The sequence below is a fragment of the Streptomyces hygroscopicus subsp. hygroscopicus genome, assembly GCF_030269125.1.
Lineage (GTDB): Bacteria > Actinomycetota > Actinomycetes > Streptomycetales > Streptomycetaceae > Streptomyces > Streptomyces hygroscopicus_C.
Genome location: NZ_BSSM01000027.1, coordinates 21696 through 43604 on the forward strand (window position 1 = coordinate 21696; position 21909 = coordinate 43604).

A 21909-nucleotide genomic window follows, 5' to 3' on the forward strand; every position below is an offset into this window, starting at 1 on the left:
CGTTCACCAAGGCCGCGGACTTCCGTTCAGAAAATGAGATGGATTGCCCAGTTGTAGGGACGACGAATTTGTCACCGGCGTCCCTAGACGCTGAACTGGGCGGATAGTGTGAGCGATCCGGTGCACGTGGCCACGAGGTCCGACCTGGGGTCGTGCACTGTTTCACCGAGACCCGAGCGCCTTTGAGGGGGAAGGCGCCGCGTGGCCCCGACGGAGGATTCGGACAACCGTGGACGCGCAAGGCCGTGGGCGGGCGGACAACATCGATCCCGCAGACCAGTGGGTGCTCAATCCGAACACCGGTGAATACGAACTGCGACTGCCTCCTTCCGGAACGCAATCGGTTCCCGGTCCGCGCAAGCCGTCCGCGCAGGACGGCAGCGGTTCACGACGCCGCCGGCGCAACGACATGGCGCCCGGTGAGACCCGCGAGATGAGCACGGTGCCCGCGCCCGACGGCGGGCGCGAGGCGGGCGGGACACGAACCCAGGACGGGACGCGTGCGCAGGACGGCCGTACCCGTGACGGGTCCCGCGCCGGGGACGAGGCGCGCGCCGGGGACGTACCCCCGCCGCGTTCCTCCCGGCGTCGTACCGCCGAGCCCGAGACCGCGCCGGGACGGCGCGGCCGGCGGCCGGTGAAGAAGAAGTCGAAGGCGAAGAAGGTGCTGGCGTGGACGGCCGGCGGCACGGCCTTCGCGCTGGTCGCGGTCGGCACCGCCGGGTACCTGTACCTCAAGCACCTTGAGGGCAACATCAGTTCGACCGATGTCGGGGACGCGGGCTCCAAGGGCTTCAGCAAGGACGAGGCCTTCAACCTGCTGATCATCGGCACCGACAAGCGGACCGGCAAGGGCAACGGGGGCTACGGCGACAAGGGCAGCGTCGGGCACGCGGACACGAACATACTGCTGCACGTCTCGAAGGACCGGACCAACGCGACCGCGCTGAGCATCCCGCGCGACCTGATCGTGAACGTCCCGGACTGCGAGACCATCCAGCCCGACGGCAGCAAGAAGGTCATTCCCGGCACGGAGAACGTGCGCTTCAACACCAGTCTCGGACAGGACGGGCGGGACCCGGGCTGCACCATGCGGACCGTGAAGGAGGTCACCGGCATTGCGCCGGATCATTTCATGATGGTGGACTTCAACGCGGTGAAGACGCTGACCAGCGCGGTGGGCGGCGTCGAGGTCTGTGTGGCGCACCCCGTGGACGACAAGCAGTCCCATCTCAAGCTCCCGGCGGGCAAGTCGGTGGTGGAGGGCGAGCAGGCCCTCGCCTTCGTGCGCACCCGGCACAGCTTCGGCAACCAGGGCGACCTGGACCGCATCAAGGTCCAGCAGCAGTTCCTGGGCTCGCTGATGCGCAAGATGTCCTCCAGCGACACCCTCTCCAGCCCCTCGAAGATGATGGACCTCGCGGAGGCGGCCACCAAGGCGCTGACCGTGGACACCGGCATCAAGAGCATCAACACGCTGAAGGACATGGCGATGGAGCTCAAGAAGGTGCCGCCGAAGAACATCACCTTCACCACGGTGCCGGTGCTGGACAACCCCGCCGAGAAGGTCCACGCGACCGTGGTCCTCAACCAGGCGACGGCACCCTCGGTCTTCCAGGCGATACAGAACGACGTCTCCTTCACCGACGTCAAGCGCAAGCAGAAGGCCGCCAAGGACGCGCAGGCCGCCCGTCTGAAGGGCACCAGGTCCGCGGCCTCCGACGTGCGGGTGCGGGTCCTCAACGGCGGTGCCGATCAGGGCAGCGCGCAGGAGACGATCAGGTGGCTCCAAAACTCCCAAGGCGTGCTGAAGTCGGAGAACGCGGGCAACGCCCCGGCGGGGCTCCAGAAGACCACGCTGGAGTACGCGCCGGACCAGGCCGCGCAGGCACGGGAGTTGGCCGCGCTGATGGGGCTTCCCGGCTCGGCGCTCAAGCCGGGTTCGAGCGTCCTGAACTCCCAGGGGCTGCCGGCGATGACGCTGACCCTGGGCAAGGACTTCAAGGGCGCGGGCACGCCGGTCGCCGCGCCGGACAAGGCGCCGAAGGTCGACAAGTCAACGGCCGACGAGGTTAAGTGCGCCTCATAGGTAACCCTGCGGGCCCGTCGTGCGTCTAACCACTCGACGCGGGACGGGCCCGTCGCATGGCGCAAAAGGGCGGGGAGGGCAGGAGATTGGCGCAGAGCGAGGTGCGGGGTGACGCTGCCGAAGTGGACGACACGATGGCGCTCACACCGCGGACGGCGGACCCGGAGGCCGCGGCCGGGCGGCACGGCGGCGGGCGGCGCAAGGGGGGATCGGACGGTCCGAAGGGTCCGGGGGGTGCCACGACCGACCGGCGGCGCCGGCGACGGCGAGCGCTGCGCTGGTCGGCGACGGTCCTCGCGGTGGTCATACTCGGCACGGCCGGCGCCGGTTACCTCTACTACCGGCACCTGAACGCCAACATACGCAAGGGCGAGCGCAGCAGCGGTGACGCCAAGGCGCAGAAGACCGCCCCGAACGCGGCCGGACAGACCCCGCTGAACATCCTGCTGATCGGCTCGGACAGCCGTAACTCGGCCGAGAACCTGAAGCTGGGCGGCAGCAGGAGCAGCGTCGGCGATCCCCCGCTCGGGGACGTGCAGATGCTCATCCACATCTCCGCCGACCGCAAGAGCGCCGCGATGGTGAGCATCCCCCGGGACACCCGCGTCGACATCCCCAAGTGCACGGACCCGCAAACCGGCAAGGTCTATCCGGCCACCAACGACATCATCAACACCACCCTCGGCCGGGGCGGCGCCGGCTGCACGCTGGCCACCTGGGAGAACCTCACCGGGGTCTACATCGACCACTGGATGACGATCGACTTCGCGGGCGTGGTGAAGATGGCGGACGCCATCGGCGGCGTCGACGTCTGTGTGCGGCAGAACGTCTGGGACCGTTCGACCGCCGCCCAGCGCGGTGGCTCCGGGCTGAAGCTGACGGCCGGTACGCACAAGGTCAAGGGCGTGCAGGCGCTCCAGTGGCTGCGCACCCGGCACGCCTGGGGCAGCGACCTGATGCGGGCCCGCGCCCAGCACATGTACCTCAACTCCATGATCCGCACGCTCAAGTCGCAGAACGTGTTCACCGACACCGGGCGCCTGATGGACCTGGCCGACTCGGCCACCAAGTCCCTCCAGGTCTCCGAGGAGATCGGCACGGTCAAGAAGCTGTACGACCTCGGCATGGAGATGAAGTCCGTGCCGTCGAACCGCATCACGAGCGTGACGATGCCCAACCTCCCGGACCCGCAGAACCCCAGGAACCACGTCGTCCCGGACCCGGCCGGCGCGAGCAGGGTCTGGGAGATGCTCCGCGACGACATCCCGCTCGACAAGAACGGCGGGCCCTCCGGCGCCAAGCAGGCCGGCGGCAAGCCCCAGCCGACGAAGTCGCCCTCCACCGATCCGGCCCGGCTCGGCGTCCTCGTCCAGAACGGCACGGGCTCCTCCTCCGAGGCGGCGGTCCCCCGCCGGGCCCGCACCATCGCCGAGGCCCTCGTGGCCCGGGGCTACTCCCGTGCGACGGCCGACACCGTGCCCCCGCCGTCCCAGGACAAGACGGTGGTCGAGTACCCCAGCGCCGACCTCGAAGGCGACGCGCAGGGTGTGGCCAAGGCACTGGGCCTGCCGACGACCGCGGTGAAGCAGTCCACCGCCGTCTCCGGCGTCACCCTCCTGCTCGGCGCCGACTGGCGCACCGGCACCACCTATCCCAAGCAGCCGAAGCCCAAGGCCGGCGACATCCCCACCAACGCCGACGCCATCAACGGCGCGGACCACGACTGCATGGACGTGTACAAGCCGTACCAGTGGTGAACGCCGTACCGGCGGTGAACGAGGCGGGGCCCCTCCGGATGGAGGGGCCCCGCCTCGTTCACGGGCGCTCGTGTGCGTCGGGGGTCAGGCGTTCGCGTCCACGGCGCTGTGCACCGCGGGCCGGCGCGACGCGATGACCCGCTTGGCCAGCGACTTCGGGCTGGTCAGGAAGCCCCAGCCCCAGGACATGTGCATGGTGGCGAGGGCCACGGGGATCTGGAGGCGCGCCTTGAGGGGCAGGCCCTTGCCGGCGGGGAGGGAGCCGACGGTGATCGCGGCGAGGTAGCCGCCGGGGATCACCAGGCCCCAGGGGGTCAGGGCCACGCCCACCACCAGGCCGGCCGCTATCGCGCAGACCGCGGTCGGCGGGGCGAGGTAGCGCAGGTTGATGGAACCGGAGTGGTAGCGGGCGACGACGTGGCGCCAGCGGCCGTAGTCCTTGTACTGCTTGGCCAGCGCCCGCACCGACGGGCGGGGCCGGTACGAGACCTTCAGTTCCGGCGAGAACCAGATCAGGCCGCCCGCCTCGCGGATGCGGAAGTTCAGCTCCCAGTCCTGGGCGCGGATGAACTCCTCGTTGTAGCCGCCCTGCTGCTCCAGCGCCTCGCGGCGGAAGACACCGAGGTAGACCGTCTCCGCGGGGGCCGCGTCGCCGCCGGTGTGGAAGGCCGCGTTGCCGACGCCGATCCTGGAGGTCATCGCGGCGGCGACCGCGTGCTCCCAGTCGTTCTCGCCCTCGGCGTGCATGATGCCGCCGACGTTCTGCGCGCCGGTCTCCTCCAGGAGCCGTACGGCGGTCTCGATGTAGTTCGGCGACAGCATGCCGTGGCCGTCGACGCGGACCACGATCGGATGCCGGGAGGCCTTGATCGCCGCGTTCAGCGCGGCGGGGGTGCGGCCGGTCGGGTTCGGGACGGTGTGGACGCGGGGGTCTTCGGCCACGAGCGCGGCGGCGATCTCGTCCGTGCGGTCCGTGGACGGACCGAGGGCGATCACGACCTCCATGTCGCCGCCGTACTCCTGCGCGAGGATCGCTTGGACGGCCCCGCGCAGATGCCGTTCCTCGTTGAGGACGGGCATGATCACGGATACAGCGGGGAACCGCACGTCGGGCTTGGCGTTCATAGGGCCCTCACGTTACCGCGAACGGGGGACACCGGTGCGCGCCGCCGGGGCTCCGACGCGGGATGGAGATCGTATCGGCCTACTGTGCTCACGGATCCCACGTACGGCCTCGTCCGGAGGTGTCCCTTGGCCAGCCCGCCCCGGTCCCCGGCGCGACCCCAGCGCCGCCCGCAGCCGCCCCGCCGGCTGCCGCCCCCGCCCGAGCGGCCGGTGCGCGCCCCGCGCCGACGGCGACGGCCGCGCTGGGCCGTGCGGGCGATGACCACGCTGTCGGTGGTGGTGCTGGCCTCCGCCGGCATCGGGCACGCGGTGGTCACCAGCCTGGACGCCGGCATCAGCCGGGTCGACGCCTTCAAGGACATGAAGGACCGGCCGCAGGCGGGCCACGGCATGAACATCCTGCTGGTCGGCACCGACGGCCGGGACAAGATCACCGAGCGGCAGCGGCGCGCCTTCCACCTGGGCGGACAGCCCTGTCACTGCACCGACACGATGATGATCGTGCACATCTCGGAGGACCGGGAGCGGGCCACGGTGGTGAGCCTGCCGCGCGACTCCTTCGCCGAGGTCCCCGCGCACCGGGACCGCACCACCGGCCGGCAGCTCGGCCCGCACCCGCTCAAACTGAACGCGGCGTACGCCGAGGGCGGGCCCCAGCTGACCGTGCGCACGGTCGAGAACATGACCCGGGTGAAGATCGACCACTATCTGGAGATCGACTTCACCAGCTTCATGAGGACCGTGGACGTCCTCGGCGGGGTGCGGATCTGTACGGCGACGCCGCTGAAGGACAGCTACAGCGGGCTCGACCTGGCGCCCGGCACGCACCTCATGCAGGGCGGCCAGGCGCTCCAGTACGTGCGTTCACGGCACCTCGACGGCGCCAGCGACCTGGGCCGGATGAAGCGGCAGCAGCGGTTCCTGGCCGCGCTGATCGAGAAGGCGACGTCGTCCGGGGTGCTGCTGAACCCGATGCGCTTCCGCGACGTGACCCGGGCGGTGCTCGGCTCGGTCCGCGCCGACGTGGGCTTCGGCACCGACGAACTGCTCGACCTCGGCCGTGCGATGCGGAACTTCTCGCCCTCGTCCTCGGAGTTCACGACCGTCCCGATCGGACGGATGGACTACCCGGTCAAGGGCATCGGCTCGACCCTGAAGTGGGACCCGGCCCGCTCGGCCCAGCTGTTCCAGGCGCTGCGCAACGACAAGCCGCTCACCGCGGGCCGCCCGCACCCCGCCGCCCCCGCCGCGACGCCCGTCGACACGGACCCGCGCGGCATCCGGGTCCAGGTGGCGAACGGCACCACCACGACCGGGCTGGCCAAGCGGATCGACACCGAGCTGGCGGCGACCGGCTTCGCCACCACCCATGAGCCGGTGACCGCGCCCGCCCGGCTGCCGGCCACCGTGATCGCGTACGACCCCCGCTGGGACCGCTCCGCCCGCGCCCTGGCCGCGGCCCTGCCGGGCAGTGAGCTGCGCGCGGTGCCGGGGCAGGGACCGCTGCTGAAGGTGACCGCGGGAACCGGCTTCCGGGGCGTGCGCGCGGTGCGCTTCGAGGACCCGGGGCACCCCGCCGAGGGTGCCGACGCCGTGGTGCGGGGCAACGAGGTGGTGTGCTCGGGGGACGCGTGAGCGCCCGCTCCCGGCCCCTCTCCCCTGGGCGGTCCCGCGGCCCCTCAGTCCTGGAAGCCCTCCGCCATCCGCTGCTCGCGCAGCTCGCGGATGGCGCGGCGGCGGGCCAGCCGGTGGGTGCGGCGGATCTGCGCCTCCTGGTAGCGGCGGCGGTCGCGGTCGGTCTCGGGTATCACCGGGGGCACCTGGCGCGGCTTGCCGTCGGCGTCCACGGCCGCGAAGACCAGATAGGCCGAGCCGACCTGGGTGGGCGGGTTCGACTCGTTCCACCGCTCGGCGAGGACGCGTACGCCGACCTCCATGGAGGTCCGGCCGGTCCAGTTGACCTGCGCCTTCACATGGACCAGGTCGCCGACGCGGACCGGTTCCAGGAAGGCCATCTCGTCCATGGACGCGGTGACGGCGGGGCCGCCGGAGTGCCGGCCGGCCACGGCGCCCGCCGCGTCGTCCACCAGCTTCATGATCACCCCGCCGTGCACCGTACCCAGCAGGTTGGTGTCGTTGTGGGTCATGATGTGGCTGAGCGTCGTGCGCGAGGCGGACGTGGGCTTGCCCGGAATATCCGGCTCCGCTGCTTCCGAGTCCGTGGCCTGGTCTGTCATGGGCCCTACCCTATGCCGAAGTGACATAGGCGGAATTTGTGTCAGCTTCGCAACAGCGGCGCCCTTATTTTCCGACAGGCCTTGTAAGCCATACGGCGGAGCCCTGCACACTGGTCCGCATGAATGACTGGCCCGAGGCATGGTCCGACGAGAACCGCGGCCCCCGTTACGGACGCGGCAGTGACGGCGCGCCCGAAGGCGCCCGCGCGATGCGCCAGGTGCGGCGCGGCCCGGCGGCACCGCAGTACGGGGCCGGCGTTCCGCGGCAGCCGTCGTACGCGGACGGCGGCTACGACGACGCGTACGACAGCGGCTACAACACCGGCCAGGTCTACGGCAGCCCCGGCGGCCCCGGCTCCGGCGGCGCACCGGGTCCCGACCCGCGACCCCGGCCGAACTGGGGGCGGCGGATCAAGTGGACGGCGCTCACGCTGGTGACCGTGCTGATCGTCACCTCGGTCGCGACCTACTTCTGGGCCGACTCCAAGCTGCGCCGCGAGGTCGACCTGTCCAAGGTGATCGACCGGCCGCAGTCGGGGTCGGGCACGAACTACCTGATCGTCGGCTCGGACAGCCGTGAGGGCATGTCCAAGGCGGACGAGAAGAAGCTGCACACCGGCGCCGCCGAGGGCAAGCGCACGGACTCGATGATGATCCTGCACGTCGGGGACAACGGCGACACGCTGATCTCCCTGCCGCGCGACTCGGACGTGGAGATCCCGTCGTACCAGGGCTCGACGTCGGGGAAGGTCTACCCGGCCACGGGCAGACGCGAGAAGCTGAACGCGGCGTACGCCGAGGACGGCCCGACGCTGCTGGTCCGCACGATCGAGTACAACACCGGGTTGCACATCGACCACTACGTGGAGATCGGCTTCCAGGGCTTCGCGAACATCGTGGACGCGGTCGGCGGGGTGCAGATCGACATCGACAAGGGCTTCAAGGACAAGTGGTCCGGCGCCGACTTCCAGGCCGGCAAGCAGACCCTGAACGGCCAGCAGGCGCTCGCCTTCGTCCGCACCCGGCACGCGTTCGCCGCGTCCGACCTCCAGCGGACCAAGAACCAGCAGAAGTTCCTCGCGGCCCTGGCCCACGAGGTGGCGACCCCCTCGACCGTCCTCAACCCGTTCAGGTTCTACCCGACCATGGGGGCGGGCCTGGACTCGCTGATCGTGGACAAGGACATGTCCCTGTGGAACCTGGCCTCGATGTTCTGGGCCATGAAGGGCGTCAACGGCGGCGACGGCACCTCCATGAACATGCCGATCTCCGGCTCCACCGGCGGCAACCTCGTCTGGGACAAGGCGAAGGTCAAGACCCTGGTGAACGAGCTGAACAACGACCAGAAGGTGACGGTCTCCGGCAACTAGCCGGGACGACGGCGGGACAGGGGCGGCCGGGCCGTCGCAGCGGCGGGCAGCGCCGCACGCGGCGGGACCGGCCGCCCTTCGCCGTCCGCCGCGGGACCGGCGCACGGCCGGTCGTACGCCGCTGGACGCGTACGGTACCCGCGTCCCGCGCACCGAGGACCAGCCCGACGGCTCCGGCCTCGCCCGCCGCGCGGGGCCGCCGACGCGACTGATCGCGAAGTCGGCCGGGACGGCGTCGAACTCACCGTCAGCGGCAGGGAGGACCGGGCGGTACGGCGATCTCGGCGGCCACGCCGTGCCGGCGGCCCCGGCCACATGTCCGGGGCGGCGTCCACGGCCCGGACGCGCGCTCCCCGTCCCCGTGCCGCGCGGGCGGCGGAACCCGTACCGGTACCGGCGTCCGGCACCCGGGCCCCGGCGGTGACGCGGGCCGCATCCGGCAGCCGCGGCACCGGGCGCGGCCGCCCGAAGCCCGCCCCGCCCCCCGTGGCCCGCTCGGCGGCGCCGGGGCCGCGGTCCGCCCGGACGCGATCACGTGCCCCGGGCCGCCCCCGCCCGGCGCGAGATCGAGGGCACCCGGCAGGGGTGCCCTCGGGTGACGCGGAGGCGTCCGGACTAGGCGCGGACGCCCGCCATCGCGCGGCACATCTCGGCGCAGCGGCGACACGCCTCCGCGCAGCGCATCAGCTGCGGGTCGTCGGGCATCGACATACACGCCTCGGCGGCCATGTCGCACGCCTTGGCGCACATCGCGCACATCTCGCCCGACATGGGCGAGCGGCGCATCATCATGTCGGCGCACATCCGGGTCGTCTCGGAGCAGTCCATCAGCGCGCGCATGACCTGCATCTGCGCCTGTCCGCCCTGCTGCATGCAGGAGCTCATGGTCTCCTCGCAGACGCTGTGGCAGTGCATGCACGCCTCGATGCAGTCCTGCATCTGCTTGGTCATGGCGGGCATCGTGGTACCGGGCTGGGCCATGGCTCCTCCTCGGAGCGGGGGACCCGGATCGGGTCCGTGTGCCTCCGTCCTACGTCGCCTCGCCCGGCCCCGCATGTGACCGACCGGTCGTAAGGGCCGCCCGCACGCACGGAAGGCGCCCCGCAGGACGCCTTCCGGTACCGCCCGAGGTCTACGGCAGGTTGCGCGCCATGACGATGCGCTGAACCTGGTTCGTGCCCTCGTAAATCTGGGTGATCTTGGCGTCGCGCATCATGCGCTCGACCGGGTAGTCGCGGGTGTAGCCGTAGCCGCCGAGGAGCTGGACGGCGTCGGTGGTGACCTCCATGGCGACGTCCGAGGCGAAGCACTTGGCGGCGGCGCCCAGGTAGGTGAGGTCCGAGTCGCCGCGCTCGGAGGCGGCGGCGGCCTGGTAGGTCAGGGCGCGGGCGGCGGAGATCTTCATCGACATGTCCGCGAGCATGAACTGGATGCCCTGGAAGTCGGCGATCGCCTTGCCGAACTGCTTGCGCTCCTGGACGTAGCCCTTGGCGTAGTCCAGGGCGCCCTGCGCGACACCGAGCGCCTGGGCGGCGATGGTGATGCGGGTGTGGTCCAGGGTCTTCATGGCGGTCATGAAGCCCGTGCCCTCCTCGCCGATCATGCGGTCGGCGGGGATGCGGACGTTGTCGAAGTAGACCTCGCGGGTCGGGGAGCCCTTGATGCCGAGCTTCTTCTCGGGGGCGCCGAAGGAGACGCCCTCGTCCGACTTCTCGACCACGAAGGCGGAGATGCCCTTGGAGCGCTTGGCCGGGTCGGTGACCGCCATGACCGTGTAGTACTCGGAGACGCCCGCGTTGGTGATCCAGCGCTTGACGCCGTTGAGGACCCAGTGGTCGCCGTCGCGGACCGCCTTGGTCTTCATGCCGGCCGCGTCCGAGCCCGCGTCCGGCTCGGAGAGGCAGTACGAGAACATCGCGTCGCCCTTGGCCAGCGGGCCCAGGTACTTCTTCTTCAGCTCCTCGGAGCCGGAGAGGATCACCGGGAGCGAGCCCAGCTTGTTCACCGCGGGGATCAGGGAGGAGGACACGCAGGCGCGGGCCACCTCCTCGATCACGATGACCGTGGCGAGCGCGTCGGCGCCGGCGCCGCCGTACTCCTCGGGGACGTGCACGGCGTGCATGTCGTTGGCCACCAGGGCGTCGAGCGCCTCCTGCGGGAAGCGGGCCTCCTCGTCCACCGCGGCGGCGTACGGCGCGATCTTCGCCTCGACCAGGGAGCGGACGGCGTCGCGGAGCATGTCGTGCTCCTCGGACGGGCGGTACAGGTCGAAGTCAGCCGATCCGGCCAAGGTCTCTCACGCTCCAAAGACGCAGTGATAGTGACGCATCACGGACATTACAAACGCTAATTACCGTTAAGTAACTCAAATTTTAGGCCCCTCGCCCCACCGCGCCTACGTGAGGTTGGCGACAGCGGGAAAGTTGCCCCCCGACCGGCCCGGCTATGCTCGGGCCCGCACGAGAGAATCCCCGAGCTGGAGCGCGTCCATGAGCCTGAAGATCACCGTGATCGGCACCGGGTATCTCGGCGCCACCCACGCCGCGGCCATGGCCGAGCTGGGGTTCGAGGTGCTGGGCCTGGATGTCGTACCCGAGAAGATCGCCATGCTGGAGCGTGCCGAGGCCCCCATGTACGAGCCGGGGCTCGAAGAGCTGCTGCGCCGGCACGTGGCCGGGTTCGAGGGTTCCACCGGGCGGCTCAGGTTCACCACCGACTGGGCCGAGGTCGGCGCCTTCGGCGATGTGCACTTCGTCTGCGTGAACACCCCGCAGAAGCACGGCGAGTACGCCTGCGACATGTCGTACGTCGACTCCGCGATCGCCTCCCTCGCTCCCCATCTGCATGGTCCGGCCCTGGTGGTCGGCAAGTCCACGGTGCCGGTGGGCTCGGCCGACCGGCTGGCGGCCTATCTCGCCGAGCACGCCCCGGCGGGCGGCGACGCCGAGCTGGCCTGGAACCCGGAGTTCCTGCGCGAGGGCTTCGCCGTCGAGGACACCCTGCACCCGGACCGGATCGTGGCCGGTGTGCGCAGCGAGCGGGCCGAGAAGCTGCTGCGCGAGGTGTACGCGACGCCGATGGCGGAGGGCGCCCCCCTCATCGTCACCGACTTCCCCACCGCGGAACTGGTGAAGACCGCCGCGAACTCCTTCCTCGCCACCAAGATCTCCTTCATCAACGCGATGGCGGAGGTCTGCGAGGCGGGCGGCGGCGACGTGGCCAAGCTGGCGGAGGCGATCGGGCACGACGACCGGATCGGGCGCAAGTTCCTGCGCGCCGGGATCGGCTTCGGCGGCGGCTGTCTGCCCAAGGACATCCGGGCGTTCATGGCCCGCGCCGGCGAGCTGGGCGCGGACCAGGCGCTGACCTTCCTGCGCGAGATCGACTCCATCAACATGCGCCGGCGCGGCCAGATGGTGGAGATGGCCCGCGAGGCGCTGGGCGGCGGCTCCTTCCTCGGCAAGCGGGTGGCGGTGCTCGGCGCCACCTTCAAGCCCGACTCGGACGACGTCCGCGACTCGCCCGCGCTGAACGTGGCGGGCCAGATACACCTCCAGGGCGGCCAGGTCACGGTGTACGACCCGAAGGGCATGGACAACGCCCGCAAGGTCTTCCCGACGCTGGGCTACGCCGACTCGGCCCTCGACGCGGTGCGCGGCGCGGACGTCGTGCTGCACCTGACCGAGTGGGGCGAGTTCCGCGAGCTGGACCCGGCGGAGCTGGGCGCGGTGGCGGCGGCCCGGGTGATCCTGGACGGGCGCAACGCCCTCGACCCGGAGCTGTGGCGGCGGGCCGGATGGACGTACCGGGCGATGGGGCGTCCGACCGCGTAGGACACGCACACGCACTGTCCGGCGCGACGGCGCTGGTTCGGCCGAGGCTCAGTCGGCCGAACCGGCGCCGTCCCGCATTCTGCCCCAGCTCCCTGTGTCCGAGGGCCCCAACCCGGCGCGCCTTACGCTCCCTTGGCCCGGTACCGGCGCATCTTCTCGCGGGCCCCGCACACCCGCATCGAGCACCAGCGGCCGCGCCCCGCCGGGCTGCGGTCGTAGTACGCCCAGTGGCACGTCGCGGCCTCGCACGCCTTCAGCCGGCTCCAGGTGCCGGCCACCAGCGCCTCGGCGACGGCGGCGGCGACCCGGGACAGCAGCGGCCCGTCCGCGGCCGGGGCGAGGGTCGCCGAGCCGTCCCGCTCGTCCACGGCGACGTAGAGCGGCGCGCGGGCCAGCAGCTCGCCCAGCGGGGTGACCGCCCGGTGCGGCGGGTGCCCGGCGTGGGCCAGCAGCACGGCGCGCAGCGACTCCCGCAGCTCCCGCGCCCGGGTGAGGTCCTCCTCGGCTATCCCGAAGCGCTCGCGGCCCTCCGCCGTGTCCAGCGAGTCGGCGCCGTCCGCGAGGTCCACGGTGTTGACCAGGGACTCGACCAGGGCGAGGCCCCCGGGCGCGGCCGATCTCTCACTCATGGTTGCGACGTTACCTCTTGTCCGGGAGTATGAGGTCACCGTTACCGGTTACCCGCCCTTACGGGTAACAGAAGGAGGTCGTCATGGCTCTCGCCAAGCTCGGTGTGGTGGTCCTGGACTGTCCCGACCCCGGCGCGCTGGCCGGCTTCTACGCCGGACTTCTCGGGGGCACGGTGGAGGTCGACGAGGGCGGCGACTGGGTGGAGCTGAAGGTGCCCGGCGGGCAGGCACTGGCCTTCCAGCGGGCCGAGGGGCACACCCCGCCGCAGTGGCCGCGCGCCGACGGCAACGGCCAGCAGTTCCACCTGGACCTGACCGTGCCGGACCTGGACGCGGCCCAGCAGGAGGTGCTCGGGCTGGGGGCGACGCTCTTGGACGCCGGGGAACCCGGCCGCTCCTGGCGGGTGTACGCCGACCCGGCCGGGCACCCGTTCTGCCTCTGCGCCTGCTGAACCGATCCCGAGGAGGACACATGGCATCCGTCGCCCGTCTGCGCAATGTCGTGCTCGACTGCCCCGACCCGCACGCCCTGGCCGCCTTCTACGCGGCGGTGGCCGGGGGCACGCCCGAGCCCGAGGACGACACCTGGGTCACCCTCCAGGTCCCCGGCGGCCCCCGGCTGGCCTTCCAGCGGGCCGAGGACCACACCCCGCCGCAGTGGCCCCGCGCCGACCGCGACGGCCAGCAGCTCCACCTGGACTTCGACGCGGGCAGCACCTGGGCGGAGATCGACGCGGCCCATGAGCGGGTCCTGGCGCTCGGCGCCCGCCCACTGGACCTGGGGGACCGGGAGAAGAAGGACTTCCAGGTCTACGCCGACCCGGCCGGGCATCCGTTCTGTCTGTGCCGGATCGAACACGCGTAAGCGCGTGCGCACGGCACCCGCATGAGGCAGGAAAAGGGGGCGGGGCGGCCTGATCGGCCGTCCCGCCCCCTTCCGTCCGCCCGGTGTCAGCCGTCCAGCGACTCGATCGTCGCGTTCGACGGCCCCCGCCTCGACCGCAGGTCGCGGGCCACGTCCTCCGCCGCGCCCAGCACCCGTACCGCGTTCTGCCAGGTGAGCTTGGCGAGGTCGGCCTTGGACCAGCCGCGGTCCAGCAGCTCCGCGAGCAGGTTCGGGTAGCCGGAGACGTCGCTGAGGCCGTCCGGGGTGAAGGCCGTGCCGTCGTAGTCGCCGCCGATGCCGAGGTGGTCGATGCCGGCGACCTCGCGCATGTGGTCCAGGTGGTCGGCGATGACCGGCACCGTGGCGACGGGGCGCGGGGTGCGCTCCTCGAAGGCCCGGTGGACCTTCATCGCCTCGGCGGTGGTGTCCAGGTGGTGCAGACCGTGGGCGCGCAGGTTCTCGTCGGCCGCGGCCGTCCAGTCCACGGCCGCCTGGAGCACGAACTTCGGCACGAAGGTGACCATGGCCATGCCGCCGTTGGCGGGCAGCCGCTCCAGGACGTCGTCCGGGATGTTGCGGGGGTGGTCGCAGACCGCGCGGGCCGAGGAGTGCGAGAAGACCACCGGTGCGGAGGTCGCGTCCAGCGCGTCGCGCATGGTCGACGGCGCCACGTGCGAGAGGTCGACCAGCATGCCGAGCCGGTTCATCTCGCGGACCACCTCGCGGCCGAACGCGGTCAGACCGTTCGCCTTCGGCTCGTCGGTCGCCGAGTCCGCCCAGTCCACGTTGGAGTTGTGGGTGAGCGTCATGTAGCGCACGCCGAGCGCGTACAGGCCGCGCAGGGTGCCCAGGGAGTTGGCGATGGAGTGGCCGCCCTCGGCGCCCATCAGGGAGGCGATACGGCCCTCACCGCGCGCCGCCTCCATGTCCGCGGCGGTCAGCGCGGGCGCGAGGTCCGCCTGGTAGCGGTCCAGCAGCTGCCGTACGCAGTCGATCTGCTCCAGCGTCGCGGCGACCGGGTCGGGCTGCTCGGCCGGGACGTACACCGACCAGTACTGCGCGCCGACGCCGCCGGCGCGCAGCCGAGGGATGTCGGTGTGCAGGTGCTCGTGCTGGTGGCCCGCGATGTCCAGGCGGTCCAGGTCGTAGCCCGCCTTCTCGCGCAGCGCCCAGGGCAGGTCGTTGTGCCCGTCGACCACCGGGAACTCGCGCAGCAGGGCCCGTGCCTCGTCCAGGCTCGTCACGGCGCTCACTTCCCGAAGCCGAAGCCGCCGGCGCCCTCGACCTTGGCCCGCAGCCGCTTGCCCTTCTCGGTGGCCTGGTCGTTCAGGTCGTGCTGGAAGTCGCGCATGCGGTGCAGCAGGTCCTCGTCGTGCGCGGCGAGGATGCGGGCCGCGAGCAGCCCGGCGTTGCGGGCACCGGCCACGGAGACCGTGGCGACCGGGACACCGGCCGGCATCTGCACGATCGACAGCAGGGAGTCCATGCCGTCGAGGTACTTCAGCGGCACCGGGACGCCGATGACCGGCAGCGGGGTGACGGAGGCGAGCATGCCCGGCAGATGGGCGGCGCCCCCGGCCCCGGCGATGATCACCTTGAGTCCGCGGTCGGCCGCCTGCTCACCGTACGTGATCATCTCGCGGGGCATCCGGTGCGCGGAGACGACGTCGACCTCGTAGGCGATCTCGAACTCGTCCAGGGCCTTGGCGGCGGCCTCCATGACGGGCCAGTCGGAGTCCGACCCCATGACGATGCCAACAACAGGGCTCATTCGGTGATGGTGCCTCTCAGGTAGCCGGCTGCGTGACGGGCGCGCTCCAGCACGTCGTCCAGGTCGTCGCCGTAGGTGTTGACGTGTCCGACCTTGCGGCCGGGCTTCACGTCCTTGCCGTACATGTGGATCTTGAGCTTCGGGTCGCGGGCCATGCAGTGCAGGTACGCGGAGTACATGTCCGGGTAGTCGCCGCCCAGGACGTTGACCATCACGGTCCACTTCGCGCGCGGGCGCGGGTCGCCGAGGGGCAGGTCGAGGACCGCGCGGACGTGGTTGGCGAACTGCGAGGTGATCGCGCCGTCCTGGGTCCAGTGGCCGGAGTTGTGCGGGCGCATCGCCAGCTCGTTGACGAGGACGCGGCCGTCGCGGGTCTGGAACAGCTCGACGGCGAGGTGCCCGACGACGCCCAGCTCCTTGGCGATGGTGAGGGCCATCTGCTCGGCGTGCAGCGCCAGGTCCTCGTCCAGGTCGGGGGCCGGGGCTATGACCGTGTCGCAGACGCCGTCGACCTGCCGGGACTCCACCACCGGGTAGGCGACGGCCTGGCCGTGCGGGGAGCGTACGACGTTGGCGGCCAGCTCGCGGACGTAGTCGACCTTCTCCTCCGCGAGGACCGGCACGCCCGCCCGGAACGGCTCGGCGGCCTCCTCGGCGCTCTCCACGACCCACACGCCCTTGCCGTCGTAGCCGCCGCGGACGGTCTTCAGGACGACGGGGAACCCGTCCCCCTCCGCCGCGAACCGGACGACGTCCTCCGGGTCGGCGACGATCCGGTGCCGTGGGCACGGGATGCCGATCGCGTCGAGCCGCGCCCGCATCACGCCCTTGTCCTGGGCGTGCACGAGCGCGTCCGGCCCCGGGCGCACGGGGATGCCGTCCGCCTCCAGGGCTCTGAGGTGCTCGGTGGGCACGTGCTCGTGATCGAAGGTGATCACGTCGCAGCCGCGCGCGAACTCACGCAGCGTGTCGAGGTCGCGGTAGTCGCCGACGACGACTTCGCTCACGACCTGCGCCGCGGAATCCTGAGGAGTGTCACTGAGGAGCTTGAACCTGATGCCCAACGGGATGCCCGCTTCGTGCGTCATACGCGCGAGCTGGCCCCCGCCGACCATGCCGACTACCGGGAACGTCACACCTCTAGCGTATCGGCCACCGCGGACCGGCCGGATCGCGTCCCTCCGCGACGGCCCCCGGCGTGTCCGTTCCTGCCCGCTTCCCGCCCTGTCGCCGACTCTTACCCACCGCTTTCCGGCCTCTTTCCGACCTGTTTCCCGGTCCTGGCCTGGTCCTCAGGCGTCGGGTGGTTCGCGCCGATAGCATGGCGGAGTTGACGAAAATCTACCGACGGGAGCTGCAACGCCATGGAACAGCGTTCCTCGGGGCTGCAACGGCTCGTGGGCGAGGTGGCCAAGTTCGGCGCCGTCGGCGGCGCCGGAGTCCTGGTCAATCTCGGCGTCTTCAACCTGGTCCGGCACGTCTCCAGCCTGCCGGTGGTGCGCGCCAGCGTCATCGCGACCGTCGTCGCCATCGCCTTCAACTACGTGGGCTTCCGTTACTGGACGTACCGGGACCGCGACCGCAGCGGCCGCACCAGGGAACTCACGCTCTTCCTGTTCTTCAGCGCGATCGGCCTGGTGATCGAGAACGGCGTGCTCTTCCTGGCCACCTACGGCCTCGGCTGGGACAGCCCGCTGGAGAGCAACGTCTTCAAGTTCCTCGGCATCGGCATCGCCACCCTGTTCCGGTTCTGGTCGTACCGCACCTGGGTGTTCCGCGCGCTGCCCGCGCAGGAGGCGGAGTCGATCCTGGCGGCGGAGTCCCGCCGCTCCCCCAGTGAGCCCGCGCCGAAGACGCAGCGGGTGTAGCGCTCAGCGGACCGTCGGCAGTGCCTCGTCCGGCTTGCGGGCCGGCGGTGTGCGGGAGAGGAACAGGCCGAAGACCGGGGGCTGGGCCTGGAGCAGTTCCAGGCGGCCGCCGTCCGCCTCGGCGAGGTCGCGGGCGACGGCGAGGCCGATGCCCGTGGAGTTGCGGCCGCTGATCGTCCGCTCGAAGATCCGCGCCCCGAGGTCGGCCGGCACCCCGGGTCCCTCGTCCGTGACCTCGACCACGGCCTGGTTGCCGGTGACACGGGTGCGCAGGGCGACGGTGCCGCCGCCGTGCATCAGCGAGTTCTCGATCAGCGCGGCCAGCACCTGGGCGACCGCGCCCGGGGTGCCCACGGCCTGGAGGTGCCGCTTGCCCGAGCTGACGATGGCCCGGCCCACGCCGCGGTAGGCGGGCCGCCACTCGGCGAGCTGCTGCTGGATGACCTCGTCCAGGTCGAAGGTGACGGCGGAGCCGGTGCGCGGGTCGCGGGAGTTCGTCAGCAGCCGCTCGACCACGTCGGTGAGCCGCTCGACCTGCGTCAGCGCGACGTTCGCCTCCTCCTTCACGATGTCCGGGTCGTCGGTGAGGGTGATCTCCTCCAGGCGCATGGACAGCGCGGTGAGCGGGGTGCGCAGCTGGTGGGAGGCGTCGGCGGCGAGCCGCCGCTCGGCGGTCAGCATGCGCGCGATCTTCTCGGCGGAGGAGTCCAGCACATCGGCGACCCGGTCCAGCTCGGGGACGCCGTAGCGCTTGTGCCGCGGGCGCGGGTCGCCGGAGCCCAGCCGCTCGGCGGTCTCGGCGAGGTCGGTCAGCGGGGAGGCGAGCCGGTTGGCCTGGCGCACGGCGAGCAGGACGGCCGCGACCACCGCGAGCAGCGCTACCAGGCCGATGATCAGCAGGGTGCGGCCGACCTCGCGGGTCACGGCGGAGCGCGGCTCCTGCACGGTGACCGTCTCGCCCTCCTCGCCGTGCTGGGTGGCGTGGATGACGTCGCCCACGGGCCGGGTGCCGATCTCGATCGGCTGCCGGCCGGGCATCTCGATCACCGCGTACTGCTCTTTGCTGACCGGGTTGCGCAGCGCGTCGGCGTTGACGTTCTCCGCGGCCAGGATCCGGCTGTCCACGATGCTGGCCAGCCGCACCGCCTCGGACTCCACCCGCTCCTGGGCACTGTTGGTGATCGTCCGGGTCTCGACGATCACCAGGGAGACGCCGAAGACGGCGATCACCACGAGGACGACGGCGAGGGTGGACTGGATGAGACGTCGGCGCATGTTCCGTTACCTGCGGTGATCGCTGGCCCCCGGCGCGGGGCTCAGCTCTTCTCGAAGCGGAAGCCCACGCCCCGGACCGTGGCGATGTAGCGGGGGTTGGCCGCGTCGTCGCCGAGCTTCTTGCGCAGCCAGGAGATGTGCATGTCGAGGGTCTTGGTGGAGGACCACCAGGTGGTGTCCCAGACCTCGCGCATCAGCTGGTCGCGCGTCACCACGCGGCCGGCGTCGCGCACCAGCACCCGCAGCAGGTCGAACTCCTTGGCGGTGAGCTGGAGTTCCTCGTCGCCCATCCACGCGCGGTGCGACTCGACGTCGATCCGTACGCCGTGCGTGGCCGGCGGCTGCTGCGGCTCGGCGGCACCGCGGCGCAGCAGCGCCCGTACCCGGGCGAGCAGTTCGGCGAGCCGGAAGGGCTTGGTGACGTAGTCGTCGGCGCCCGCGTCCAGGCCGACGACGGTGTCCACCTCGTCGGCGCGCGCGGTCAGGATGAGGATCGGCACGGTGTGGCCGTCGGCGCGCAGCCGGCGGGCGACCTCCAGGCCGTCCATGCCGGGCAGGCCCAGGTCGAGCACGACCAGATCGACACCGCCCTGCATCCCGGCGTCGAGCGCGGTGGGTCCGTCCTCGCGCACCTCGACCTCGTAACCTTCGCGGCGTAGGGCGCGGGCCAGCGGCTCCGAGATGGACGCGTCGTCCTCGGCGAGCAGTACACGGGTCATGAGGTGATGGTAGACCGCCCGCGTGCGGTGCTGGGGTGTGATCGGTTGCAGGGATTCTTACCTGGAGTGGCCACTGGTCCGAACCATCACCTGTGGGATGCGATCGTAGACAGGACCTTCGAAATCCGTTGTGTGGTTCCCCCGACACCTGTGATCCGTGTCTCAAGTCCTTCCATACCGGGCGGTGTCATGACGTAGAGTGACGTGAACGCCTGTAGTACACCCGGGGACCTTCGGCGGGATATCACGCTGAAGGTCCTTCTTGTGTGCGGGCCGGTCACGGCTGACCGGCCTTGAAAGGAATGACCTCTGGCCGGGCTCCGAACGCACTGACGCGTCACGGAGCGTGGATCCCGGTGGTCGCCGTCCACCGCTTCGCGATCCGGAGCGGACTCCCCCCGGGCGTTGGGGGCGGGCGGACGACCCCGCCGGTGCCGGCCGCTACCCCCACCGGGCGCGCAACGCTCCACCGCGCGTCCCGACCAGCAAGGAACGACCATGGCGTCCAGCCTGACGAAGGACTCGGTCCACCCGGGCACCCCCGGCTCCGAGAAGACCTTCTTCGGCCACCCCCGCGGCCTGGCCACTCTGTTCATGACCGAGATGTGGGAGCGGTTCTCCTACTACGGCATGCGGGCCCTGCTCCCCCTCTACCTGGTGGCCCCGGGTGGACTGCACATGAGCGCGGGCACGGCGACGGCGATCTACTCCGTGTACCTGTCGCTCGTGTACCTGCTCGCCCTGCCCGGCGGCTGGGTCGCCGACCGGCTCCTCGGCCCCCGCAAGACGGTCGCGGTCGCGGGTCTGATCATCATGCTGGGTCATCTGTGCCTGGCCCTGCCGGCGGCCGTGAGCTTCTTCGTCGGCCTGGGTCTGGTCGCCATCGGTTCCGGCCTGCTCAAGGCCAACATCTCCACGATGGTCGGCCACCTCTACGACGGCCCGAAGGACCCGCGCCGCGACGGTGGCTTCACGCTCTTCTACATCGGCATCAACCTGGGCGCGTTCGTCGCTCCGCTGGTCATCGGCACCATCGGTGAGAACGTCAACTGGCACTTCGGCTTCGCGCTGGCCGCGCTCGGCATGGCGCTGGGCCTGGTCCAGTACCTGCTCGGCGGCCGCCACCTCAGCGAGCAGAGCAAGGTCGTCCCGACGCCGATGACGGCCCAGGAGAAGTCGGCCACCCTGCGCAAGGGCCTGGTCTGGCTGGTCATCGCCGCGGTCTTCTACGGCCTCGTCGGCTTCACCGGTCACTTCACCCTCAACTGGGCGCTGATCCCGCTGACCCTCATCGGTCTCGTCGTGCCGATCCTGGTCATCGGCCGGATCCTGCGCGACAAGGACCTCGACGGCGAGGAGCGGTCGAAGGTCCGGGCGTACGTCTGGTTCTTCGTGGCCGCCGCGGTGTTCTGGATGATCTACGACCAGGGTGGTTCGACCCTGTCGCTGTTCGCGGACGCCTCCGCCAAGAACACCATCTTCGGCTGGAACTTCCCGGTCTCCTGGTACCAGTCGGTCAACCCGGTCATGATCATGGCCCTCGCGCCGGTCTTCGCCTGGCTGTGGCTCGCGCTGAACCGGCGCGGCAAGGAGCCGAGCACGATCGTGAAGTTCTCGTCCGGTCTGGTGCTGGTCGGCGCCTCCTTCTTCGTGTTCCTCGCGCCGCTGTCCATCGCGCAGGACGGTCACAAGGCCGCGGCGATGTGGCTGGTCGGCATCTACTTCCTGCAGACCGTCGGTGAGCTGACGCTGTCTCCGGTGGGCCTGTCCGTGACGACGAAGATGGCGCCGAAGAAGTACGCCTCGCAGATGATGGGCGTCTGGTTCCTCGCGGTCACCGCGGGCGACTCCGTCACCGCGCTGCTGTCGAACCCGGCGATCGGCGGGGTCAACCTCGACAAGATGGGCTTCGTGATGCTGGAGGCCGCCCTCGCGGTGGTCGCCGGTGTGGCGGTGTGGATGTACCGCGGCAAGGTCAACAAGCTGATGGGCGACGTGCGCTAGGCGCCGCGACGTGGCCGACGAGGGCCGCCGTACCCCGGGTGGGTGCGGCGGCCCTCGTGCTTCCCGCCGGTGTGCCCGGTCGCCCCAGGTGGTTCGCGGTCCGGCGGTCGCGGGTCGCCGGGGCCGTCACGCGGTGCCCCGCGCCCGGACGGGTCGGCCGACGCCGCCGTTGTCGCGGCGTGGAGGTGTAACCGCGCCGCCCGGAAGAATCGCGGTGCCCGCCGCCGGTCGGGCCTTTGGAGGCCGACGTCCCGCCCGCCCGCTCGTGCCGAGGGGGAGCCGGACGTGGGCGCCGGTCGGAGGGCGCGTGGTCGCCGTACCCGGGGCGTCGCCCCTCAGGACGCCC

The 21909-nt window shown here is 71.2% G+C and carries 19 protein-coding genes; 9 read left to right on the forward strand and 10 right to left on the reverse strand.

Annotation, left to right across the window (positions count from 1 at the left end):
• The first annotated feature begins 229 nt into the window (after positions 1-229).
• Together QSK45_RS36435 and QSK45_RS36440 are read left to right on the forward strand one after the other, a co-directional pair.
• Positions 230-2089, forward strand: coding sequence for an LCP family protein (locus QSK45_RS36435; RefSeq protein ID WP_285563237.1), 1860 nt, complete (start codon positions 230-232; stop codon positions 2087-2089).
• Positions 2090-2223: 134 nt separating this feature from the next.
• Complete coding sequence (locus tag QSK45_RS36440; RefSeq protein ID WP_285563310.1) at positions 2224-3846, forward strand: LCP family protein; 1623 nt, start codon at positions 2224-2226, stop codon at positions 3844-3846.
• A gap of 84 nt (positions 3847-3930) precedes the next feature.
• Here the strand turns inward: QSK45_RS36440 and QSK45_RS36445 are convergent, their stop codons facing one another.
• Positions 3931-4971 (reverse strand): glycosyltransferase family 2 protein, encoded by a 1041-nt coding sequence (locus QSK45_RS36445; RefSeq protein WP_285563238.1) that lies wholly within the window; start codon positions 4969-4971, stop codon positions 3931-3933.
• A 126-nt stretch (positions 4972-5097) separates the two neighbouring features.
• On the opposite strand from QSK45_RS36445, the gene QSK45_RS36450 reads away from it, so the two are divergent.
• Positions 5098-6606 (forward strand): LCP family protein, encoded by a 1509-nt coding sequence (locus tag QSK45_RS36450; protein ID WP_490993668.1) that lies wholly within the window; start codon positions 5098-5100, stop codon positions 6604-6606.
• Positions 6607-6650: 44 nt separating this feature from the next.
• Here QSK45_RS36450 and QSK45_RS36455 read toward each other — a convergent pair whose 3' ends face one another.
• Positions 6651-7208, reverse strand: a complete 558-nt coding sequence (locus QSK45_RS36455) for an acyl-CoA thioesterase (RefSeq protein WP_285563239.1) — start codon at positions 7206-7208, stop codon at positions 6651-6653.
• A 119-nt stretch (positions 7209-7327) separates the two neighbouring features.
• Between QSK45_RS36455 and QSK45_RS36460 the strand changes: the two genes are divergently transcribed.
• On the forward strand, positions 7328-8578 hold the full coding sequence (locus tag QSK45_RS36460) for an LCP family protein (RefSeq protein ID WP_285563240.1): 1251 nt from the start codon (positions 7328-7330) through the stop codon (positions 8576-8578).
• 615 nt (positions 8579-9193) lie between these two features.
• On the opposite strand, the gene QSK45_RS36465 is transcribed toward QSK45_RS36460, so the two are convergent.
• Entirely contained in the window at positions 9194-9559 is a 366-nt protein-coding gene (locus QSK45_RS36465) for a four-helix bundle copper-binding protein (protein WP_285563241.1), read from the reverse strand.
• Between the two features lie 151 nt (positions 9560-9710).
• Complete coding sequence (locus tag QSK45_RS36470; protein WP_285563242.1) at positions 9711-10868, reverse strand: acyl-CoA dehydrogenase family protein; 1158 nt, start codon at positions 10866-10868, stop codon at positions 9711-9713.
• Positions 10869-11067: 199 nt separating this feature from the next.
• Between QSK45_RS36470 and QSK45_RS36475 the strand changes: the two genes are divergently transcribed.
• Positions 11068-12411: a UDP-glucose dehydrogenase family protein gene (locus QSK45_RS36475; RefSeq protein WP_285563243.1), complete on the forward strand. Its 1344-nt coding sequence runs from the start codon at positions 11068-11070 to the stop codon at positions 12409-12411.
• A 122-nt stretch (positions 12412-12533) separates the two neighbouring features.
• Here the strand turns inward: QSK45_RS36475 and QSK45_RS36480 are convergent, their stop codons facing one another.
• Entirely contained in the window at positions 12534-13040 is a 507-nt protein-coding gene (locus QSK45_RS36480; RefSeq protein WP_285563244.1) for a CGNR zinc finger domain-containing protein, read from the reverse strand.
• An 83-nt stretch (positions 13041-13123) separates the two neighbouring features.
• Between QSK45_RS36480 and QSK45_RS36485 the strand changes: the two genes are divergently transcribed.
• Entirely contained in the window at positions 13124-13492 is a 369-nt protein-coding gene (locus tag QSK45_RS36485) for a VOC family protein (protein WP_285563245.1), read from the forward strand.
• 20 nt (positions 13493-13512) lie between these two features.
• Positions 13513-13905: a VOC family protein gene (locus QSK45_RS36490; RefSeq protein WP_285563246.1), complete on the forward strand. Its 393-nt coding sequence runs from the start codon at positions 13513-13515 to the stop codon at positions 13903-13905.
• A gap of 86 nt (positions 13906-13991) precedes the next feature.
• On the opposite strand, the gene QSK45_RS36495 is transcribed toward QSK45_RS36490, so the two are convergent.
• From QSK45_RS36495 to QSK45_RS36505, 3 genes are read right to left on the reverse strand one after another with little or no spacing between them, the layout of a single operon-like run.
• Entirely contained in the window at positions 13992-15170 is a 1179-nt protein-coding gene (locus QSK45_RS36495) for a dipeptidase (RefSeq protein ID WP_412827845.1), read from the reverse strand.
• 5 nt (positions 15171-15175) lie between these two features.
• A complete protein-coding gene (gene purE / locus QSK45_RS36500; protein WP_285563248.1) occupies positions 15176-15697 on the reverse strand; it encodes a 5-(carboxyamino)imidazole ribonucleotide mutase in 522 nt (173 codons plus the stop codon).
• Positions 15694-16833: a 5-(carboxyamino)imidazole ribonucleotide synthase gene (locus QSK45_RS36505; RefSeq protein ID WP_285563249.1), complete on the reverse strand. Its 1140-nt coding sequence runs from the start codon at positions 16831-16833 to the stop codon at positions 15694-15696. The genes purE and QSK45_RS36505 overlap by 4 nt, the downstream gene beginning before the upstream one ends.
• Before the next feature lie 228 nt (positions 16834-17061).
• Here QSK45_RS36505 and QSK45_RS36510 point away from each other — a divergent pair, with 228 nt between their 5' ends.
• A complete protein-coding gene (locus QSK45_RS36510; RefSeq protein WP_285563250.1) occupies positions 17062-17565 on the forward strand; it encodes a GtrA family protein in 504 nt (167 codons plus the stop codon).
• A 3-nt stretch (positions 17566-17568) separates the two neighbouring features.
• Here QSK45_RS36510 and QSK45_RS36515 read toward each other — a convergent pair whose 3' ends face one another.
• Complete coding sequence (locus QSK45_RS36515; protein WP_285563251.1) at positions 17569-18840, reverse strand: ATP-binding protein; 1272 nt, start codon at positions 18838-18840, stop codon at positions 17569-17571.
• A 41-nt stretch (positions 18841-18881) separates the two neighbouring features.
• The gene (locus tag QSK45_RS36520; RefSeq protein WP_020940464.1) at positions 18882-19559 is read right to left on the reverse strand and encodes a response regulator transcription factor; all 678 of its coding nucleotides are present in this window, start codon (positions 19557-19559) and stop codon (positions 18882-18884) included.
• Between the two features lie 498 nt (positions 19560-20057).
• Here QSK45_RS36520 and QSK45_RS36525 point away from each other — a divergent pair, with 498 nt between their 5' ends.
• Positions 20058-21563, forward strand: coding sequence for a peptide MFS transporter (locus tag QSK45_RS36525; RefSeq protein WP_285563252.1), 1506 nt, complete (start codon positions 20058-20060; stop codon positions 21561-21563).
• Positions 21564-21909: the final 346 nt, after the last annotated feature.

Bases quoted from the DNA above. Each gene is read 5' to 3' on its own strand.
- QSK45_RS36485 (WP_285563245.1), top strand. From the start codon at position 13,124: ATGGCTCTCGCCAAGCTCGGTGTGGTGGTCCTGGACTGTCCCGACCCC.
- QSK45_RS36440 (WP_285563310.1), top strand. From the start codon at position 2,224: ATGGCGCTCACACCGCGGACGGCGGACCCGGAGGCCGCGGCCGGGCGG.
- QSK45_RS36525 (WP_285563252.1), top strand. From the start codon at position 20,058: ATGGCGTCCAGCCTGACGAAGGACTCGGTCCACCCGGGCACCCCCGGC.
- QSK45_RS36460 (WP_285563240.1), top strand. From the start codon at position 7,328: ATGAATGACTGGCCCGAGGCATGGTCCGACGAGAACCGCGGCCCCCGT.
- QSK45_RS36510 (WP_285563250.1), top strand. From the start codon at position 17,062: ATGGAACAGCGTTCCTCGGGGCTGCAACGGCTCGTGGGCGAGGTGGCC.
- QSK45_RS36465 (WP_285563241.1), bottom strand. From the start codon at position 9,559: ATGGCCCAGCCCGGTACCACGATGCCCGCCATGACCAAGCAGATGCAG.
- QSK45_RS36455 (WP_285563239.1), bottom strand. From the start codon at position 7,208: ATGACAGACCAGGCCACGGACTCGGAAGCAGCGGAGCCGGATATTCCG.
- QSK45_RS36515 (WP_285563251.1), bottom strand. From the start codon at position 18,840: ATGCGCCGACGTCTCATCCAGTCCACCCTCGCCGTCGTCCTCGTGGTG.
- QSK45_RS36490 (WP_285563246.1), top strand. From the start codon at position 13,513: ATGGCATCCGTCGCCCGTCTGCGCAATGTCGTGCTCGACTGCCCCGAC.
- QSK45_RS36480 (WP_285563244.1), bottom strand. From the start codon at position 13,040: ATGAGTGAGAGATCGGCCGCGCCCGGGGGCCTCGCCCTGGTCGAGTCC.
- QSK45_RS36520 (WP_020940464.1), bottom strand. From the start codon at position 19,559: ATGACCCGTGTACTGCTCGCCGAGGACGACGCGTCCATCTCGGAGCCG.
- QSK45_RS36475 (WP_285563243.1), top strand. From the start codon at position 11,068: ATGAGCCTGAAGATCACCGTGATCGGCACCGGGTATCTCGGCGCCACC.
- QSK45_RS36445 (WP_285563238.1), bottom strand. From the start codon at position 4,971: ATGAACGCCAAGCCCGACGTGCGGTTCCCCGCTGTATCCGTGATCATG.
- purE (WP_285563248.1), bottom strand. From the start codon at position 15,697: ATGAGCCCTGTTGTTGGCATCGTCATGGGGTCGGACTCCGACTGGCCC.